The sequence below is a fragment of the Flavobacterium algoriphilum genome, from assembly GCF_048158655.1.
Classification (GTDB): domain Bacteria; phylum Bacteroidota; class Bacteroidia; order Flavobacteriales; family Flavobacteriaceae; genus Flavobacterium; species Flavobacterium algoriphilum.
In genome coordinates this window covers 108,664-125,989 of record NZ_JBLNKY010000002.1, presented here as the reverse complement: position 1 = coordinate 125,989, position 17,326 = coordinate 108,664, and the positions used below count along the sequence as shown (strand labels likewise).

The 17,326-nt window shown below is 33.8% G+C and carries 15 protein-coding genes; 6 read left to right on the top strand and 9 right to left on the bottom strand.

Going from position 1 to position 17,326, the window contains the following annotated elements:
* Positions 1 to 61 precede the first annotated feature (61 nt).
* From ACM55G_RS05300 to rlmB, 3 genes are all read left to right on the top strand, one after another.
* Positions 62 to 3,319 (top strand): SusC/RagA family TonB-linked outer membrane protein, encoded by a 3,258-nt coding sequence (locus tag ACM55G_RS05300; protein ID WP_416842881.1) that lies wholly within the window; start codon positions 62 to 64, stop codon positions 3,317 to 3,319.
* Positions 3,320 to 3,322: 3 nt separating this feature from the next.
* The gene (locus tag ACM55G_RS05295) at positions 3,323 to 4,774 is read left to right on the top strand and encodes a SusD/RagB family nutrient-binding outer membrane lipoprotein (RefSeq protein ID WP_416842880.1); all 1,452 of its coding nucleotides are present in this window, start codon (positions 3,323 to 3,325) and stop codon (positions 4,772 to 4,774) included.
* Between the two features lie 69 nt (positions 4,775 to 4,843).
* The gene (gene rlmB, locus ACM55G_RS05290) at positions 4,844 to 5,578 is read left to right on the top strand and encodes a 23S rRNA (guanosine(2251)-2'-O)-methyltransferase RlmB (RefSeq protein ID WP_035668140.1); all 735 of its coding nucleotides are present in this window, start codon (positions 4,844 to 4,846) and stop codon (positions 5,576 to 5,578) included.
* Positions 5,579 to 5,620: 42 nt separating this feature from the next.
* On the opposite strand, the gene ACM55G_RS05285 is transcribed toward rlmB, so the two are convergent.
* Positions 5,621 to 6,388: a rhomboid family intramembrane serine protease gene (locus ACM55G_RS05285; RefSeq protein ID WP_416842879.1), complete on the bottom strand. Its 768-nt coding sequence runs from the start codon at positions 6,386 to 6,388 to the stop codon at positions 5,621 to 5,623.
* A 242-nt stretch (positions 6,389 to 6,630) separates the two neighbouring features.
* Here ACM55G_RS05285 and ACM55G_RS05280 point away from each other — a divergent pair, with 242 nt between their 5' ends.
* The gene (locus ACM55G_RS05280; RefSeq protein ID WP_416842878.1) at positions 6,631 to 7,908 is read left to right on the top strand and encodes a replication-associated recombination protein A; all 1,278 of its coding nucleotides are present in this window, start codon (positions 6,631 to 6,633) and stop codon (positions 7,906 to 7,908) included.
* A gap of 49 nt (positions 7,909 to 7,957) precedes the next feature.
* On the opposite strand, the gene ACM55G_RS05275 is transcribed toward ACM55G_RS05280, so the two are convergent.
* The 6 genes from ACM55G_RS05275 to ACM55G_RS05250 form a co-directional block, all read right to left on the bottom strand.
* The gene (locus ACM55G_RS05275; RefSeq protein ID WP_416842877.1) at positions 7,958 to 8,722 is read right to left on the bottom strand and encodes a hypothetical protein; all 765 of its coding nucleotides are present in this window, start codon (positions 8,720 to 8,722) and stop codon (positions 7,958 to 7,960) included.
* Between the two features lie 89 nt (positions 8,723 to 8,811).
* Positions 8,812 to 9,501, bottom strand: coding sequence for a YjjG family noncanonical pyrimidine nucleotidase (locus ACM55G_RS05270; RefSeq protein WP_416842876.1), 690 nt, complete (start codon positions 9,499 to 9,501; stop codon positions 8,812 to 8,814).
* Between the two features lie 9 nt (positions 9,502 to 9,510).
* On the bottom strand, positions 9,511 to 10,206 hold the full coding sequence (radC, locus tag ACM55G_RS05265; protein WP_416842875.1) for a RadC family protein: 696 nt from the start codon (positions 10,204 to 10,206) through the stop codon (positions 9,511 to 9,513).
* An 11-nt stretch (positions 10,207 to 10,217) separates the two neighbouring features.
* Positions 10,218 to 10,676 (bottom strand): GNAT family N-acetyltransferase, encoded by a 459-nt coding sequence (locus tag ACM55G_RS05260; protein ID WP_416842874.1) that lies wholly within the window; start codon positions 10,674 to 10,676, stop codon positions 10,218 to 10,220.
* 9 nt (positions 10,677 to 10,685) lie between these two features.
* Positions 10,686 to 12,041: a UDP-N-acetylmuramate--L-alanine ligase gene (locus ACM55G_RS05255; RefSeq protein WP_416842873.1), complete on the bottom strand. Its 1,356-nt coding sequence runs from the start codon at positions 12,039 to 12,041 to the stop codon at positions 10,686 to 10,688.
* A 59-nt stretch (positions 12,042 to 12,100) separates the two neighbouring features.
* A complete protein-coding gene (locus tag ACM55G_RS05250) occupies positions 12,101 to 12,787 on the bottom strand; it encodes a tetratricopeptide repeat protein (protein ID WP_416842872.1) in 687 nt (228 codons plus the stop codon).
* Positions 12,788 to 12,937: 150 nt separating this feature from the next.
* Between ACM55G_RS05250 and ACM55G_RS05245 the strand changes: the two genes are divergently transcribed.
* The gene (locus tag ACM55G_RS05245; protein WP_416842871.1) at positions 12,938 to 13,753 is read left to right on the top strand and encodes a UDP-2,3-diacylglucosamine diphosphatase; all 816 of its coding nucleotides are present in this window, start codon (positions 12,938 to 12,940) and stop codon (positions 13,751 to 13,753) included.
* 53 nt (positions 13,754 to 13,806) lie between these two features.
* Positions 13,807 to 14,799, top strand: coding sequence for a glycosyltransferase family protein (locus tag ACM55G_RS05240; protein ID WP_416842870.1), 993 nt, complete (start codon positions 13,807 to 13,809; stop codon positions 14,797 to 14,799).
* Positions 14,800 to 14,868: 69 nt separating this feature from the next.
* On the opposite strand, the gene obgE is transcribed toward ACM55G_RS05240, so the two are convergent.
* On the bottom strand, positions 14,869 to 15,870 hold the full coding sequence (obgE, locus tag ACM55G_RS05235; protein ID WP_416842869.1) for a GTPase ObgE: 1,002 nt from the start codon (positions 15,868 to 15,870) through the stop codon (positions 14,869 to 14,871).
* 95 nt (positions 15,871 to 15,965) lie between these two features.
* The gene (locus ACM55G_RS05230) at positions 15,966 to 17,237 is read right to left on the bottom strand and encodes a hemolysin family protein (RefSeq protein ID WP_416842868.1); all 1,272 of its coding nucleotides are present in this window, start codon (positions 17,235 to 17,237) and stop codon (positions 15,966 to 15,968) included.
* Between the last annotated feature and the right edge of the window lie 89 nt (positions 17,238 to 17,326).

The window sequence follows — 17,326 nt, the reverse complement described above, 5'->3', positions numbered from 1 at the left end:
AATGTTAGGAAAGTTAACAAATTATTAAGATTTTTGTCTCACTAATTCAAAATAATTAAAAATGAAACTAAAGTTCAATGGATTCTTAGTACTATTAGTAGTACTTGTGGCGCAACTAACTTTTGCGCAAGAAAGAGCTGTTTCAGGAACTGTTTCTGATAATGCAGGATTGCCTTTACCAGGTGTGAGTGTATTAGTGAAAGGAACTAAATCTGGAACACAAACTGATTTTGATGGAAAATACGCCATCAAAGCATCGCCAAGTCAAGTCTTAATTTTTAGCTACATTGGTATGAAAACCAGGGAAGCAGCAGCGAGTTCAGCAACTATTAATGTAAAATTAGTTAGTGATGCATTAGAACTTGAAGGTGTTGTAGTTACAGCTTTGGGAATTAAAAGAGAAAAAAAATCTCTTGGATATGCAACACAAGAAGTTAAAGCAGAAGACTTAAATTCCGGTGCTGGAAGTGGAAATTTCATAAACGAACTTTCTGGAAAAGTAGCAGGTGTTAATATCAAAAGAAACAATAATTTTGGTGGTTCCTCTAGTATTGTATCCAGAGGGGTTAAAAGTTTAACTGGTAGTAATGAAATGCTAATTGTTATCGATGGAATGCCAATTAATAACTCCTTAGTAACCGGCGGTACAGGTAACCAAGCATCAGGAGCTGGCGGAACTTACGATTATGGTAACAACGCAATGGATATCAACCCTGAAGACATAGAAAGTGTAAATATATTAAAAGGAGCTGCAGCTTCCGCTTTATACGGTTATTTAGGTGGTAATGGTGTTGTAATGATTACAACTAAAAAAGGTAGAGCAAAAAAAGGTATGGGAATCACTGTTTCTTCTGAATTTGTTGGAAGTACTATTGACAAATCTACTTTCGTTAAATATCAAGATAAATATGGAGCAGGTTACGGTCCTTTTTATGAAGATGCTTCCGGATATTTCTTATCAAGAGATATCAACTTAGACGGTGTAGCAGATTTAGTTGTCCCTACATCTGAAGACGCTTCTTATGGAGCAGCTTTTAACCCTAATTTGAGTGTATATAACTGGAATGCATTTACTCCTTGGTCTGATAGTTATGGAAAAGCTACTCCATGGGTAGCTGCTAAGAATGACCCAACAACTTTCTTCCAAACAGGAACTTCATTTAACAACTCTGTTTCAATAGAAGACGGAAATGACACTACTAACTTTGTATTAAATTATACTAATTCTAAACAAACTGGTATTCTTCCAAACAGTGATATGAAAAAAAATAGCGTTAGCGCTAAAATCAATCATAAGTTTACTGATAAATTATCAGCTAGTGTTTTTGCCAATTACAATTCGCAGAGCACGGTAGGTAGAAACTCAACGGGTTATAATGAAAACATTATGTCAAATTTCCGTCAGTGGTGGCAAACTAACGTAGACGTTCAAGAATTAAAACAGGTTTATGAAAGATCAGGAGGACAAAACATTAACTGGAATTTCACCGATCCATCTGACTTAACTCAAATATACTGGGATAACCCTTATTTTATCAGAAATAAAAACTTCCAGTCTGACGAAAGAAACCGTTTCATCGGCTACTCGAAACTGGATTACAAAATTGCTGACTGGGTAACAGCTACAGCTAAAATATCGACTGATTCTTACAGCGAATTACGTGAAGAAAGAAGAGCATTCGGATCTATAGCAGGTCAGTTTGGAATAAACAGATTAGACGAAACATCTGGATACCAAAAATATCAAAGATCTTTTTCTGAACAAAATTATGATTTTATCTTAACATTCAAAAAAGACATCTCAGAAAATATTAATTTTACTGGTATTCTTGGAGGCACTGCTGTACGAACTAGAATTGCCTCTACATTAAACTCTACACAAGGCGGTCTTATCGTACCAGACTTGTTCAGTTTATCAAATTCGGTTCAAACCGTTCCTTTCCCTTTGGAAGCAGAAATTAACCAAGGAGTTAATAGTTATTACGGATCAGCATCTGTCGGCTTTAAAGATTTCTTTTTTATAGATGCAACTGCAAGGAGAGACGCGTTTTCAAGTCTACCTGCAGGAAAGAATGCAATTTGGAGCTACTCAGCTTCTGGAAGTTATGTTTTTACGAAACATATTGATCAACCGTGGTTAAGTTTTGGTAAAATTAGAGCTGGTTATTCTGAAAGCCCGCTAGGAACACCAAATTTGTCTTTAGTGGATACTTATGTTAAAAACGATCCCTTTGGTTCTAATCAACAATATTCTGTTGGCGGTACAAAAAACAATCCAAACTTAGAAGCAGTAAAAACAAATACACAAGAAATTGGTTTAGAAATGCAATTTTTAAACAGAAGACTTGGTTTTGAAGTAAGTGCTTACAGAAACGTAAACAACGGAGAAGCTTTCCAAGTTCCTTTTTCAACTGCTACGGGTAATAGTGCAAGATATATTAATGCCGCAACTGTAGAAAACAAAGGTTTAGAGGTTCAATTTAACGTTACACCTTTTAAAACAAAAGATTTCGCATGGGATATTTTTGTAAACTGGTCTAAAAACAAAAATAAAGTAACCAAGTTAGCTCCAGGAATTGAAAATTTAAGATTGAACTCCTTTCAAGGTGGTGTAACTTTAAATGCTTCAATAGGACAACCTTATGGGGTACTTAAAGGAACTGATTTTACTTACTTAAACGGAGAAAGAATAGTTGGCGCTAATGGTAGATACGTGCTTAACCCAACTGCTAATAATGTTATTGGAGATGTTAATCCTGATTGGTTAGGTGGTATTCGTAATAAATTTACATATAAAAACTTATCTTTCGGATTCTTAATTGATATGAAAAAAGGTGGAGATATCTTTTCACTTGATCAATCTTACGGCTTAGCCACAGGTTTATATGATGTTACTGCAGGTACTAATGAATTGGGCAACCCAATTAGAAATACAATTGCCAATGGTGGTGGTGTTATCTTGCCAGGTGTTACTGCTGCAGGTGTACCTAATACGGTTAGAACTCCTTCTCCAAACCAATATGGTAATGTTTCTGGATATAGGAGAGCACCAAATAAAGCTTTCGTATATGACGCTTCATTTATTAAGCTAAGAGAGGTAAATATTAGTTATTCTCTTCCATCTACACTTGTTACAAGAATGAATCTTCAAGAAATGAAATTTAGTATAGTAGGTTCAAATTTATGGATAATAGATAAAAACCTTCCGTATGCTGACCCAGAAAGTGGGTTAAGTGCAAGTGCTTCATCAGCAGGTTACTCAATCGGTTCTTTACCAACGACAAGAAATGTTGGTGTTAACGTAACATTTAAATTTTAAATTATGAAAAAAATAGTTTTAATAATCTCGTTTTTAGCCTTGACCGTATCATGTACTGATGATATAACAGGATTAAATACAGACACGAAAAATCCAACATCTGCCAAACCCGAGTTTTTATTCACAAATGCTCAAAAAACTTTAGTAGACCAAATGGTAAATGCTTCTGTCAACAGAAACGTTTTCAGAATGTTAGTACAACAGTGGACAGAAACTACTTATCCAGATGAAAGTCAGTATAATTTGACTACAAGACCTATTCCTGATGCTCACTTTACAACCCTTTACAGAGATGTTCTTAGAGATTTTAAAGAGTCTAACACTTTATTAAATAAAGTTGTTACCGCTGGAGCAAGTGAAGCGGCAATTGTGGCTAATAAAAGAGCTATAATCGAAATAATGAATGCTTACACTTTTAGTGTTTTAGTAGATAGCTTTGGTAATGTTCCTTATTCTGAAGCTTTAGATATCGAGGCACATCCGTTGCCAAAGTATGACGATGCACAAACGATCTATAAAGATCTTATTGCAAGATTAACTGCGGCTCAAGCTAAATTAAATACTTCAGAAAGTAGTTTTGGGACCGCTGATTTAATATATAGTGGCAATACTGCAAAATGGAAAAAATTTGCAAATACTCTAAGATTAAGACTTGCTATAAATATGTCTGACGTTGATGCAACTTATTCTTCTGCCCAAGCTACAGCTGCGATAAACGCAGGACTTATGTCAAGCAATAGTGATGATGCTAATTTAAATTATTTAGGCGCACAACCTAACGCAAACCCACTATATGCAGATATAGTTGCAAGCGGAAGAAAAGATTTTGTGATTGCCGATACATTCGTTAATAAATTAAACGCATTATCTGATCCAAGAAGAGCTAAATATTTCACATTTGCACCAGGTACTACTGTATATAAAGGAGGTATTTATGGCTCATCAAATAGTTATACAAATTTTTCCACTATAAATAGTAACATTTTAGCTCCAACTTTTCCAGGGACTATACTTTCATATAGTGAACAAGAATTTCTGTTGGCTGAGGCAGCCGCAAGAGGTATAGCTGCTGCTGGCTCTCCAGTTTTCCATTACAACAACGCTGTTTTTGCTTCTATGGATAACTGGGGTGTAGCAAAAGACGATGCAATAGCTTATCTAGCTGCTAATCCTTACAATGGGACATCAATTGCAGCTTGGAAAAAAAGCATTGGAGAGCAAGCATGGATTGCTTTATATAACAGAGGATTTGAAGCATGGGATTCTTGGAGAAGATTAGATTTTCCAGTATTACTTGCTCCTACTACTACTTACAACGATATAAAATCAGTTCCAACAAGGTTAACTTATCCAGCAGGTGAAGCAACTGTTAACGCTACAAATGTTACTGCAGCAGCAGCAACTGTAACAGGCGGAGATAAATTAACATCAAAAATATTCTGGGATAAATTATAAATTTCACTTAATTAATTTTTATTAAAACCATCCCATTTTTGGGGTGGTTTTTTTTTATATCTTTGCGCCATGGAAAAAGAACATCAAATATTTGGGATTAGAGCAATAATTGAAGCCATACAAGCGGGCGCAACTGTAGACAAAGTCTATATTCAAAAGGAAGCTAGTAGCGAACTAATGAAGGACTTAATGAAAGTAATGAAACGCGGTAACATTAATTTTTCTTATGTTCCTGTTGAAAAACTAAATCGACTTACGCCAAATAACCACCAGGGTGCAGTGGCAACCATTTCTCCTATCTCGTTTTTTGATTTAGAATCTTTGATCGAGTCTGTAATTGAAAATGGAAAAAAACCATTGTTTTTAATTTTGGATCAAATATCTGATGCCCGTAATTTTGGTGCTATAATAAGAACCGCTGAATGTACGGGAGTAAACGGAATCATAGTTCAAAAAGCAGGTTCAGCACCTGTTAATGGCGATACTGTAAAAACCTCCGCCGGAGCCGTTTTTAACATTCCTATTTGTAAAGTAGAACACATCAAAGATGCTATTTTTCTTTTACAGGCCAGTGGCATTAAAACAGTAGCCGCTACAGAAAAAACAGATCAAAATATCTATGACATTTCATTAAATGAACCTGTAGCGATAATTATGGGATCTGAAGATCGTGGTGTAAACCCATCGGTTTTAAAAATTGTTGATGAGAAAGCAAAACTGCCTATGTTTGGAACTATTGGCTCTTTAAATGTTTCGGTAGCTTGTGGTGCCTTTTTGTATGAAGCAGTACGACAAAGAAGTTAAAATATTTTTGATTTTAAAAAAAATCAATATGTTAAAAATGAATTAAGACTCCGGTTTTGATTCATTTTTTTCGTTTGGAACTATTGTATAATCTACAGGAAGCGATGAAGAATAATAAGCCCATAATTCTTCTGATTCTTCAGGTGGCGGAAGATTAACGAAATTCCCCTCCGTATCAAAACGCTCCATGAAAGGATCACCATCAGGATTATAATCTGGTTTTTCCCAATCGTACTTGATTACCTTTTTATACTCCGGTGTTTTATAAAATAAAGATAAAACAAAACCAGTTATCAAGCCAGCCAAATGGCCTTCCCAAGAAATTGTCTTATCAACCTTTGGAAAAGCATACCAAACCAACCCTCCATAAATAACAATAACCGAAAGTGACAAAGCCACCAAGCGATAATATTTTGTTTGTAGGCCTTTAAAAAAAATAAAACTCACCAAGACATAAATCAAACCACTAGCACCAATATGATAATTGTCCCTGCCAATAACCCAAGTAATCATTCCCGAAAGTAAAACTCCAAATACAATAACTTTAGCAGACTGATTCGCATAAAAAAAATGCAAAGCAGCTAATAAAATCAACAATGGAATTGAATTATTATATAGATGCTCAATATCAGCGTGAATAAATGGACTAAAAAAAACTCCTTGTAAACCAGAAAACACTCTTGGGTAAATCCCATTTTCAACAAAATCAAAATCAAATCGCATTTCAATCCAAAAAACAAACCACAGGAATACTACAAAAAAAAGCGGAAGTCCAATAACCGCATTAGTAAATTTGAAATGATTATCCATTAGTTTTAGTTTCGTGTTCTTGCTGAATTAAACTCAAAAATTTATCCAAAAGCAATTTAATGCTATTTTGTCATACTAAACCCAAAAGGACATTTTAATACAGACCCCTCCCAAATGGAAACGGCATCCTTTTTATCTCGTTTTTTTTACGAGATAAAAAGATACAGTGGACAGCAGGAAATAGCTCCAAAAAAAATTAGAAACTAAAACAAGTTCAGTTTGAAATATAGTAATTTTACAAAATGGAAGCACCACTTGCAGAACGCATTCGACCACAAAAATTAGAGGACTACATAAGTCAATCCCATTTGGTAGGGCCAAGTGGCTCATTAACACAGCAAATTACTAAAGGATTAATTCCTTCGCTTATTTTTTGGGGACCACCAGGGACGGGGAAAACAACTTTAGCACAAATTATCGCTCAAGAATCTAAGCGACCGTTTTATATTTTGAGCGCAATCAATTCAGGCGTGAAAGATATTCGAGAGGTTATTGAAAAAGCCAAACAAAGTGGTGGTCTTTTTACAGCGAAAAATCCTATCCTATTCATAGATGAAATTCATCGTTTTAGCAAATCACAACAAGATTCTTTATTAGCTGCTGTAGAAAAAGGCTGGATTACATTAATAGGAGCTACAACCGAAAATCCGAGTTTTGAAGTCATCCCCGCTTTACTTTCACGTTGCCAAGTTTATGTTTTAAATGCTTTTACAAAAGCTGATTTGGAATCCTTATTGGAACGTGCTATTAAAACAGATACTTTTTTGGCAACGAAAAACATTATTTTAAAAGAAACAGAAGCGCTTTTGAGACTTTCCGGAGGTGATGGACGCAAGCTATTAAATATTTTTGAACTTGTCGTAAACGCCTCTAATGAAGCTGAAATTACAATTACCAACGATCGGGTTTTTGAATTGGTGCAGCAAAATACAGTTTTATATGATAAAAGTGGTGAACAGCATTATGATATTGTTTCGGCTTTTATAAAATCAATTCGCGGTAGTGATCCTAATGGAGCAGTTTATTGGCTTGCAAGAATGATTGAAGGCGGTGAAGATGTAAAATTTATAGCAAGACGTATGCTCATTCTATCTAGTGAAGATATAGGAAATGCAAATCCTACCGCTTTTATTATGGCCAATAATGCATTTCAAGCTGTTTCAACTATTGGATATCCTGAAAGTAGAATTATATTAAGTCAATGTGCCATTTATTTAGCAACATCGCCAAAAAGTAATGCTTCTTATCTAGCGATAGGAACCGCACAACAATTAGTCAAACAAACAGGCGACTTACCAGTTCCAATTCATTTGCGCAATGCTCCAACAAAATTAATGAAAGAATTGGGTTATGGTGAGGAGTATAAATATTCACACGATTTTGCTAACAATTTTGCTGAACAGGAATTTCTACCAAATGAATTAAGTAATAAACCAATTTTTATTCCAGGAAATAACTCAAGAGAAAATACCATTCGGGAATTCCTAAAAAACCGTTGGAAAAATAAATATGGATATTAAAATTAAAGCGATGCTGGGCATCGCTTTAAAAAATTATATCTTTTAAAATCTAAAATTTAACATCTACTTTTTCAGAAATTAATTTGTCATTTAGGTAATATTCAAAAAACCACTGATTATCAATTGCAATTAAAATACCTTGTGTATTTCCTTTTGTTGCAATGAAAGAATCTTTTCTAGAAGTATTATACACTTTCATTATCACTTTTGGTGTACTATCAATTAATTGAAAACCCGCAATTGTAGGTTGTGCATACAGCATTTTCGAACTATCAACAATTGTATTCTGTGATCTTACAACTTGTTTTACAGGCTCTGAAGTTGAACCAATTTCGGTTATTCCTTTAGAGACATTTTGCACATCTGGTCCGGAAACTACAATTGAACCCCCATTATTATATTTATATTGTAAAGCATAAACCGACACAAAAGCCTTATTCAGTGCTTCGGTGTAAGCCAGTTGATAGTCTTTTTCTTTACTCACACCATTTGCTGATTGAAATATTATTTTTCCATTACAATCCTTGAAAGTGACATACAGTTTAGTTGTTAAAAAAGACTTTTCTTTTACCACATCAAAATATAACAAACTACATCTATCATTGTTCTCTTTAGGCAAAGGCTCATTTATATAAAAGCCTTGAAAACCCGCTTTATTTAAATTAAATTTAGATAGAGTGGCCAATCTATATTGATTGTCGCTTTTTGTAAAGTCAAATTTTAAAGGAACAAGAACCGCTTTATAATCATTTACGGATTGCGAGAAACAGCAACTTGAAATTAATACTACTAGAAATAAGAATGTTGTTTTCATATGTATACGCTATTTGTTTTTTAATGGAATATGATATCACCTTTCTTTATTTATGATTGTGTTTTTTGGAATCATGGCGATTTCATAATTCATAAATATTTTTTTAACTCTAATAAATAATTGACTTGTTTAATATTTTGTTCCACTTTTAGGTTGCTTATATTAAAAAAAATTGCATCTAACCCTGCATTAAGAGCTCCATGAACATCCGCTTCAATGCAATCTCCAATCATAACACTACTTTCTTTTTTAGCTTTGGCCAAATCAAGGGCATATTCGAAGATAATAGGATTTGGTTTTTTGACCCCGGCCATTTCAGAATTGGTAATCGTTTGGAAATAACTACCAATATTGGAATTACTTATTTTTTTAAATTGCACCTCAGCAAAACCATTAGTAATAATATGCAGTTTATATTTTTGATTTAAATACTCCAAAACCTCCAAAGTCCCGTCAAAAAGATGATTGTTCTCTGGTAATCGCTGAATGTATTCTTGAGCAATATCTTCAATCTGTTCATCGGAAATAGTATAATTCAATTCATCAAAAGAATGCTTCAATCGATTGTAACGCAATTCAGCATGGGTAATTTTATCATATTGATACAATTTCCAGCACGCTTGATTTATTGGCACATATTTTTCAATGAATGCAGCAGTTTCAATTGTCGGATGACTTCTATTGAAAATAGTCTCAAACGTTAATTCGGAATTCCTATCAAAATCCCAAAGTGTATGATCTAAATCAAAGAAAACGTCTTTTATAATGGTATGTTTCATTTTTTATTTCTAAAATATTCCTTCATCAACAAAACTATAATAACTAGTTTCTGTCACAATAAGATGATCTAAAACTTTTATTTCTAAACTATCTCCAGCTAATTTCAGCTTCCATGTAATTTGTTTGTCGGCATCACTGGGAATTAAAGTTCCTGAAGGATGGTTGTGACATAATATTAACCCAGTTGCCCCCATTTCAAGTGCAGTTTTAAAAACTAATCGCACATCTACCAAGGTTCCAGTTATTCCTCCTTTACTCAATTGTGATTTTGAAATAACCTTATTTGAATTATTTAAATACACAATCCAAAATTCCTCGTGTGGCAATTCACCAATAATAGGCTGCATGATTTCGAAAATAGTTTTACTAGAAGTAATTTTTGTTAATTCAACAGCATCTTCTGCCCTTCTTCGTCTTCCTAGTTCCAAAGCCGCAATAATCGAAATAGCTTTGGCCTCTCCTATTCCTTTAAAATTTGTCAATTGAGAAATAGATAATTTCCCTAACGCATTTAGATTATTATTGACACTCCCTAAAATCCGTTTGCTCAAATCAACTGCTGATTCATTGCGACTTCCAGAACCAATCAAAATAGCAATTAGTTCCGCATCACTCAAGACACTTTTACCTTTTAACATCAGTTTTTCTCGTGGTTTGTCGTCTTCGGACCAATTGGTGATTGGAAAAAAAGAATTTTCAGGCATAGGCTTATCTATTAAATTTGTTTTTTCATGCAGATGCTATTTTCTAAACCTACGTAAGGTGGATAGTTTTCAATAATAGTATAACCTACCTTTTGATACAAACCCACAGCTTCATTTTGTTTATTTAACGTCTCTAAAACAGAGAAAGAAAACCCTAACTCATGCGCCCAAAGTTCCAGTTCATTTACTATTTTTTGGGCAAACCCCATCCCTCTTGCTTCAGGAGAAACAAACATACGCTTTAATTCAATTGTATTTTTATCATATTTCTTAAAACAACCGCAAGCTACAGGCTTATTTTCGAAATAAATAAGCACAACATTCGGATTTAATGCTAGAATATTATTACCCCAATAATTTGTTTTTAATTCTGGATAACGTTCCCATAAACTTTTATCTAATGCAGCGATGAGAGTAATAAAATCTGAATTTTCGCTGGTAGTTTTAATACTTTTTATTTTATCCTTCATTCTGCTTTACTATTGTACCAATTCCTTAACTTCATCAAAATTCAATCCTCCATAATTCCCGGAGCTCATCAATAATAAAGCTGAATTCTCAAGATTAAGATTAAACAAATAGTCTTTAAAATCTTTTGGATTTGTATAAATAATTAAATCTTTTCTATTGAATGCATTTGCGATTTGTTCATAAGTCACTTCTTCCAGCTGCTTAATTTTTACTGCATCTGGCGAATAGAAAACAACTGCTTTATCGGCATACTCTAATGCGCCTTCATATTCTTTTAAAAATTCAGCATTCAAGCTGCTATAGGTATGTAACTCTAAACAAGCCACTAAAGTTCTATTTGGATATTGCTCTTTTACAGCTTTTGTAGTTGCCGCCACTTTACTTGGTGAATGGGCAAAATCTTTATACGCCACTTTAGTTTTACTTTCAGCGATTTTTTCTAATCGTTTTGATGCGCCTTTAAAACTTGCAATTGCTTCGTAAAAATCGGCTTCATCAACGCCCATATTTTGGCAAATCCATTTGGCTCCAGCCAAATTATTAAGATTATGCGCTCCAAAAACTTCTATTGGCATGTCGCCTTCCGGAGTTTCGAGAAGTGTAACACCATCGTTTACGGTATATTTTGGGGTATGATACGCTAATTTTCGGATTGGATTTATAGCGGCTTCGGCAACACGTTTTACTTCGGCATCATCTTCATCGTAAACTAAAATTCCACCATTGGTAATTTTGCCAATAAAAATTTCAAACTGTTCCACATAATTTTCATATGTTGGAAAAACATTGATATGATCCCAGGCTATACCAGAAATTAAAGCAATATTCGGTTGGTACAAATGAAACTTTGGTCTTCTGTCTATTGGCGAAGACAAATATTCATCTCCTTCCAAAACAATAAAATCATTTTCCTCAGTAAGATGTACCATCGTATCGAATCCTTCCAATTGTGCGCCAACCATATAATCAACCGCTATATCATGATAGTGCATAACGTGGAGAATCATTGAAGTTATCGTTGTTTTTCCATGAGAACCACCAATTACAACTCGCGTTTTATTTTTGGATTGTTCGTAAAGGAATTCAGGATAAGAATATATTTTCAACCCTAATTCCTGTGCTTTCAACAATTCAGGATTGTCTGCTTTGGCATGCATTCCTAAAATTACTGCTTCAATATCTGAGGTAATTTTCTCTGTAAACCATCCTAATTCCGAAGGCAAAATCCCTTTTTTGTCTAATCTTGATTTTGATGGTTCAAAAATGGCATCGTCACTTCCTGTAACTTGATACCCTTTGTTGTGTAGTGCTAAAGCGAGATTGTGCATGGCACTTCCTCCAATAGCTATAAAATGTGTACGCATTAAGTTTCTGGTTTATAGTTGTTGAATTCGAAACAAATTAGAAATTAATCTTAATTTATTTACCCTTTTTTATTTTTATATTCTTCTAAAACTGTTTTGGCTTTATCAGGTTCGTTCATTTTATTTTTATACAAATTAGCCAGCATTTGATAGCTCATTTTTGAACCGCCTAGAGCTATTGCTTTTTTGTAGTTTTGCTCTGCAATTTTATATCTTTTATAATATTCGTCAATATGCCCTTTAGATAAATAACCATCAACGGGTGACAACCGAAATAATTCATTCGAATATTTCATAGCCTTAGACTCGCTTCCGCCAATAATTCCTGGCAACTGAATATACAACTCTATCAATGCCCAACGCGCCTCAATATGCTTCGGATTGAAAACTATTGCTTTTTCAAAAGACCCTTTAACTTCATCAATCATTCCAATCGCTTTGAATTTATTGACTTGAGTCGCTTTCATGCCAAGGGCACCTCCATATTTATAATAATAATTGGCTTCTGAAGGTTTCAATTGCTTCAGTTTTTTATAATATCCTATCGCTGTATCCCAAGATTTATTACGGCCAGCAATATCTCCAAGATATTCGATCGTTTTAAGACTAGACGGATTACTTCTTAGAAAATTTTCAAAAATAGGTCGCGATTGATCAAATTTTTCCTCTTTGAATAATTTTTCTGCGGCATCAAAACTGGATTGTGACCAAATCATCAAAGGAATTAGTAAAAAGAAGTATGCCATTTTTTTCATCTTTCAAAAATAAGGAAATTTTAAAGTATTAAACAGATTTTTTAATCTTAAAAAGAGTTACAAGCCAAGTCATCCTGAGAAATAATAATACTAAAAACACATTGTCATAACATAGTGGTCTTACTTTCGCAAAAACTAAAAATGAAAAGAAAAAGAAAAATTCCGCTGGTAGTCATAAGTGACGTTCACTTAGGCACTTACGGATGTCATGCAAAAGAGTTATTGCAGTATTTAAAATCGATAAATCCCCAAACATTGGTTTTAAATGGAGACATCATCGATATGTGGAGTTTCACCAAAAGTTATTTCCCTGCTTCTCATATGAATGTATTGAGACAAATTATAAAAATGTCTAATCTTGGCACTCGAGTAATTTACATAACCGGAAACCACGATGAAGCTTTACGAAAATATTCTGATTTTATTTTAGGCAATTTCGAATTGGTGGATAAACTAATTCTGGATTTAGACGGCAAAAAAACGTGGATTTTCCACGGTGATGTATTCGACTCCTCTACTCAGGGCTATGCCAAAATACTGGCCAAACTAGGTGGGAAAGGCTATGATTTATTGATTTTAATCAACAGTTTAATTAATTGGGTTTTGGGAGTTTTAGGCAAAGAAAAAAGAAGCTACTCCAAAATAATTAAAGACAGTGTCAAGAAAGCAATTTCCTTTATATCCAATTTTGAAACTACTGCAGCAGAAATAGCAATCCAAAAAAAATATACTTATGTAGTTTGCGGACACATTCACAAACCCCAAATGAAGGAAATAGAAAATGAACACGGAAAAGTGATGTATTTGAATAGTGGTGATTGGATTGAAAACCTTACAGCATTAGAATATAAAAAGCAAAAATGGACTATTTATCATTATAAAACAGAACACTACAAAGACACTGACAACCATGAGGAAAAAATAGTTAATGACATTGTTAACAAAATTCTTTCCTAAAAACCGTATTCAGAAAAACAGTAGAAGCGTTCTAAAAATAAAAACATACAGTAATGAAAATATTTTATGCTATTCAGGCAACGGGCAATGGTCACATCAGTAGGGCCGTACAACTGTATCCTTATCTTCAAAAATTTGGAGAAGTTGATTTTTTTATGAGTGGCAACAATGCTAGTCTGGATGTCAATTTACCTATAAAATTCAAAAGCGAAGGCTGTAGCCTACATTACAGTAAATGCGGTGGCTTGAATTATTGGGATATTGCCAAAAACATTAAACCAAAACAAATATATAAAGACGCTAATTCTTTACCGCTGAAAAACTACGATGTGGTCATCAATGATTTTGATTCGATTACTTCTTTGGCTTGCAAATTACAAAAAGTGCATTCAATTCAATTTGGACATCAAGCCAGTTTCATATCCCCTTTGACTCCCAGACCTGAAAAAAAGAGCATTATGGGAGAAATGATTTTAAAACATTTTGCCCCTTCTCCTCAATATATTGGTTTGCATTTTGACAAATATGATTCCTTTATACGACCTCCAATTATCAAAGATGAAATCATGAATTCCGAACCCAAAAACATGGGTCATATTACTGTTTATTTACCTTCTTTTCAAAAAGATTGTTTAGAGAAAGCTTTCAACAAGCTTCCTAACTTATCTTTTCATTGGTTTTTGAATGATATAAAAACCAAACAAACCATAAAAAACGTTACTTATTTTCCCGTTAATCAAGAATACTTCAATAAAAGTCTCATAAATTGTGAAGGAATTATTACTGGCGGTGGTTTTGAAACGCCCGCTGAGGCATTATATTTAGAGAAAAAAATACTCTCTATTCCTATTCGGAAGCACTATGAGCAAGAATGCAATGCAGCGGCTCTCAAAAAAATGGGAGTTCCTGTTCTTTATGATGTTGAGGATGATTTTTATTTAACAATAGAAAACTGGCTTAATTCCAATATAAAATACCCGAAGATACAAGCGAATAATATCCCTGAAACCCTGCAGTACTTATTTGATACTTACAATCATAACTGAATCAAATAAATTATAAAAAACAAAAAAGGTGCTCTTTTCAGAACACCTTTAAATAAAAATTTTAAAATGTTAATCATTCAACATTTTCCATAATTTGTCTTTCAGTTCGGTCAAACCTTGTTGAGCAACCGAAGAGATAAACATGTAAGGGATATCTTTGAAAGCAACGTCTAATTCTACTTTTAATTCTGCTTTCAACCCATCATCAAGCATGTCGCATTTTGAAATTACCAATAAACGCTCTTTGTCAAGCATCTCTGGATTGTATTTTGTCAATTCGTTTACTAAAATATCATATTCCGCTTTTATATCTGGCGTATCCACAGGAACTAAGAACAATAATGTTGAATTACGTTCAATATGACGCAAGAAATAATGTCCGAGACCTTTTCCTTCGGCTGCACCTTCAATTATTCCAGGAATATCAGCAATTACAAAAGATTGAAAATCTCTGTACGCCACGATTCCAAGATTTGGTTTTAAAGTAGTAAATGGATAATCGGCAATTTTTGGTTTAGCTGAAGTCAATACTGACAACAATGTTGATTTTCCTGCATTAGGAAAACCTACTAAACCTACATCGGCTAGCACTTTAAGCTCAAGAATAACATCCATCTCTGCACCAGGCAAACCAGGTTGTGAGTATCTAGGCGTTTGATTGGTTGAACTCCTAAAATGCCAGTTCCCTAAACCCCCTTTTCCACCACGAGAAAGTATTTGTTTTTCACCGTCTTCGGTAATTTCAAATAATATTTCTCCGGTTTCTTTATCTTTTACAACTGTTCCTAGGGGAACTTCAATGAATTTATCATCACCATCAGCACCTGTACTTCTGTCACCACTACCATCTCCACCATTACCAGCTTTAATATGTCGGGCAAATTTAAGGTGAAACAATGTCCAAAGACCTTTGTTACCAACCAAAAAAACATGGCCTCCACGACCACCATCACCACCATCTGGACCGCCTTTTTCAATAAATTTTTCTCTATGCAAATGCGTAGACCCTTTTCCTCCTTTTCCGGAAGAAACATATATTTTAACGTAATCTACAAAATTCCCTTCAGTCATATTTTTTAGTATTCAGTATTCAGTCGCAGTGTTCAGTTATGATATTCAGTACAATAATGCTGAAAACTGAAACTGGGACTAAAAATTTTTATTAATTATTTAAGTGCTTTCACCATCACTTTATCAATCTTCACGCCATCCATATCAATGACTTCTAACTCAAATTTTTGCCAAATTAATTTTTCCCCTTGTTTAGGTATATGAGAGAGTTCTGTCATTATTAACCCACTCACCGTGGTTACCTCGTAATCATTGATTAATTCATCTAATTCAAAGTAAGTCAAGAAATCATGTAGTGAATAATGCCCGTCAACCAACCAAGTCCCATCTTCTCTTTCAATCAATTGAAAATCGTCTTTATAAAAATCAGAAGCGTCACCAACCAAGGCTTCCAGAATATCATTCAAAGTAATTACGCCTTGAAAAACACCGTATTCATCAGAGACAAATGCATAATGAATGCCTGTTTTTTTGAAATTCTCCAAAGCTACATAAGCAGTAGTTTGCTCCATCATAAAAGGAGCTTCAGTCATTATATCCGCTAAATTAAAATTTTCATTCTCAAAATGAGCAAAAATATTTTTAAGATTAACAACACCTACAATATCATCATAATTTTTATCAAAGACAGGGTAAATAGAATGTAATTCCTTAAGCATAAATTCTTTAACCTGTTCTTTATCAGAATGCAAAGGCAAAAAAATTACTGATTTTCTATGCGTCATCAATGAGTTTATCTTTCTGTCTCCAATATGAAAAACGCGCTCTACAATATCTTGCTCTATTTCCTGTACTTCTCCACCTTCAGTACCTTCCTTGATAATCGCTTTTATTTCTTCTTCGGTTACTTTACCATCAGCAGTGGGTTTTATTTGTAAAATATTTAATAAAAAATCCGTTGAATGAGTTAACAACCAAATAAATGGCGCGGTAACAATCGAAACAATTTTCATGGGTAAAGCCACAGCTTTAGCAATGGATTCCGGGTGATTCAAGCCTATTCTTTTAGGTAATAATTCCCCCAATACTAAGGAGAAAAAAGTCAAAATCACAACAACTAAACCTACAGAAACAGAATGTGCATAAGGTTTCATTATTTCAAACCCTATTATAAATGCTTCAACATCCTTAGTTATTTTATCACCACTATAAATACCGGTAAGAATTCCTATCAGAGTAATTCCTATTTGTACTGTTGACAAAAATTTATTAGGCGAATTTGCTAAATCTAATGCAACTTTAGCGCTTTTATTTCCTTTTTTTGCCGCAGTCTCTAATCTATTCTTTCGTGCTGAAATCAAGGCGATTTCTGACATAGAGAAAACCCCATTTAATAGTATTAGAAAAAATATTATTAGTATTTCCAATTTCTTTAGTTGATTCGTTTTTTATTTAAATTCTGATTTCTGTTTTTTTACTTTCTTAAATCTCCAATCTGGATTTTTAGCCCAAATAA

Coding starts and splice junctions, on each gene's coding strand:
- ACM55G_RS05275 (WP_416842877.1), bottom strand. CDS start 8,722: ATGAAAACAACATTCTTATTTCTAGTAGTATTAATTTCAAGTTGCTGT.
- ACM55G_RS05280 (WP_416842878.1), top strand. CDS start 6,631: ATGGAAGCACCACTTGCAGAACGCATTCGACCACAAAAATTAGAGGAC.
- ACM55G_RS05300 (WP_416842881.1), top strand. CDS start 62: ATGAAACTAAAGTTCAATGGATTCTTAGTACTATTAGTAGTACTTGTG.
- ACM55G_RS05240 (WP_416842870.1), top strand. CDS start 13,807: ATGAAAATATTTTATGCTATTCAGGCAACGGGCAATGGTCACATCAGT.
- ACM55G_RS05245 (WP_416842871.1), top strand. CDS start 12,938: ATGAAAAGAAAAAGAAAAATTCCGCTGGTAGTCATAAGTGACGTTCAC.
- ACM55G_RS05285 (WP_416842879.1), bottom strand. CDS start 6,388: ATGGATAATCATTTCAAATTTACTAATGCGGTTATTGGACTTCCGCTT.
- obgE (WP_416842869.1), bottom strand. CDS start 15,870: ATGACTGAAGGGAATTTTGTAGATTACGTTAAAATATATGTTTCTTCC.
- ACM55G_RS05295 (WP_416842880.1), top strand. CDS start 3,323: ATGAAAAAAATAGTTTTAATAATCTCGTTTTTAGCCTTGACCGTATCA.
- rlmB (WP_035668140.1), top strand. CDS start 4,844: ATGGAAAAAGAACATCAAATATTTGGGATTAGAGCAATAATTGAAGCC.
- ACM55G_RS05270 (WP_416842876.1), bottom strand. CDS start 9,501: ATGAAACATACCATTATAAAAGACGTTTTCTTTGATTTAGATCATACA.
- ACM55G_RS05250 (WP_416842872.1), bottom strand. CDS start 12,787: ATGGCATACTTCTTTTTACTAATTCCTTTGATGATTTGGTCACAATCC.
- ACM55G_RS05260 (WP_416842874.1), bottom strand. CDS start 10,676: ATGAAGGATAAAATAAAAAGTATTAAAACTACCAGCGAAAATTCAGAT.
- radC (WP_416842875.1), bottom strand. CDS start 10,206: ATGCCTGAAAATTCTTTTTTTCCAATCACCAATTGGTCCGAAGACGAC.
- ACM55G_RS05255 (WP_416842873.1), bottom strand. CDS start 12,041: ATGCGTACACATTTTATAGCTATTGGAGGAAGTGCCATGCACAATCTC.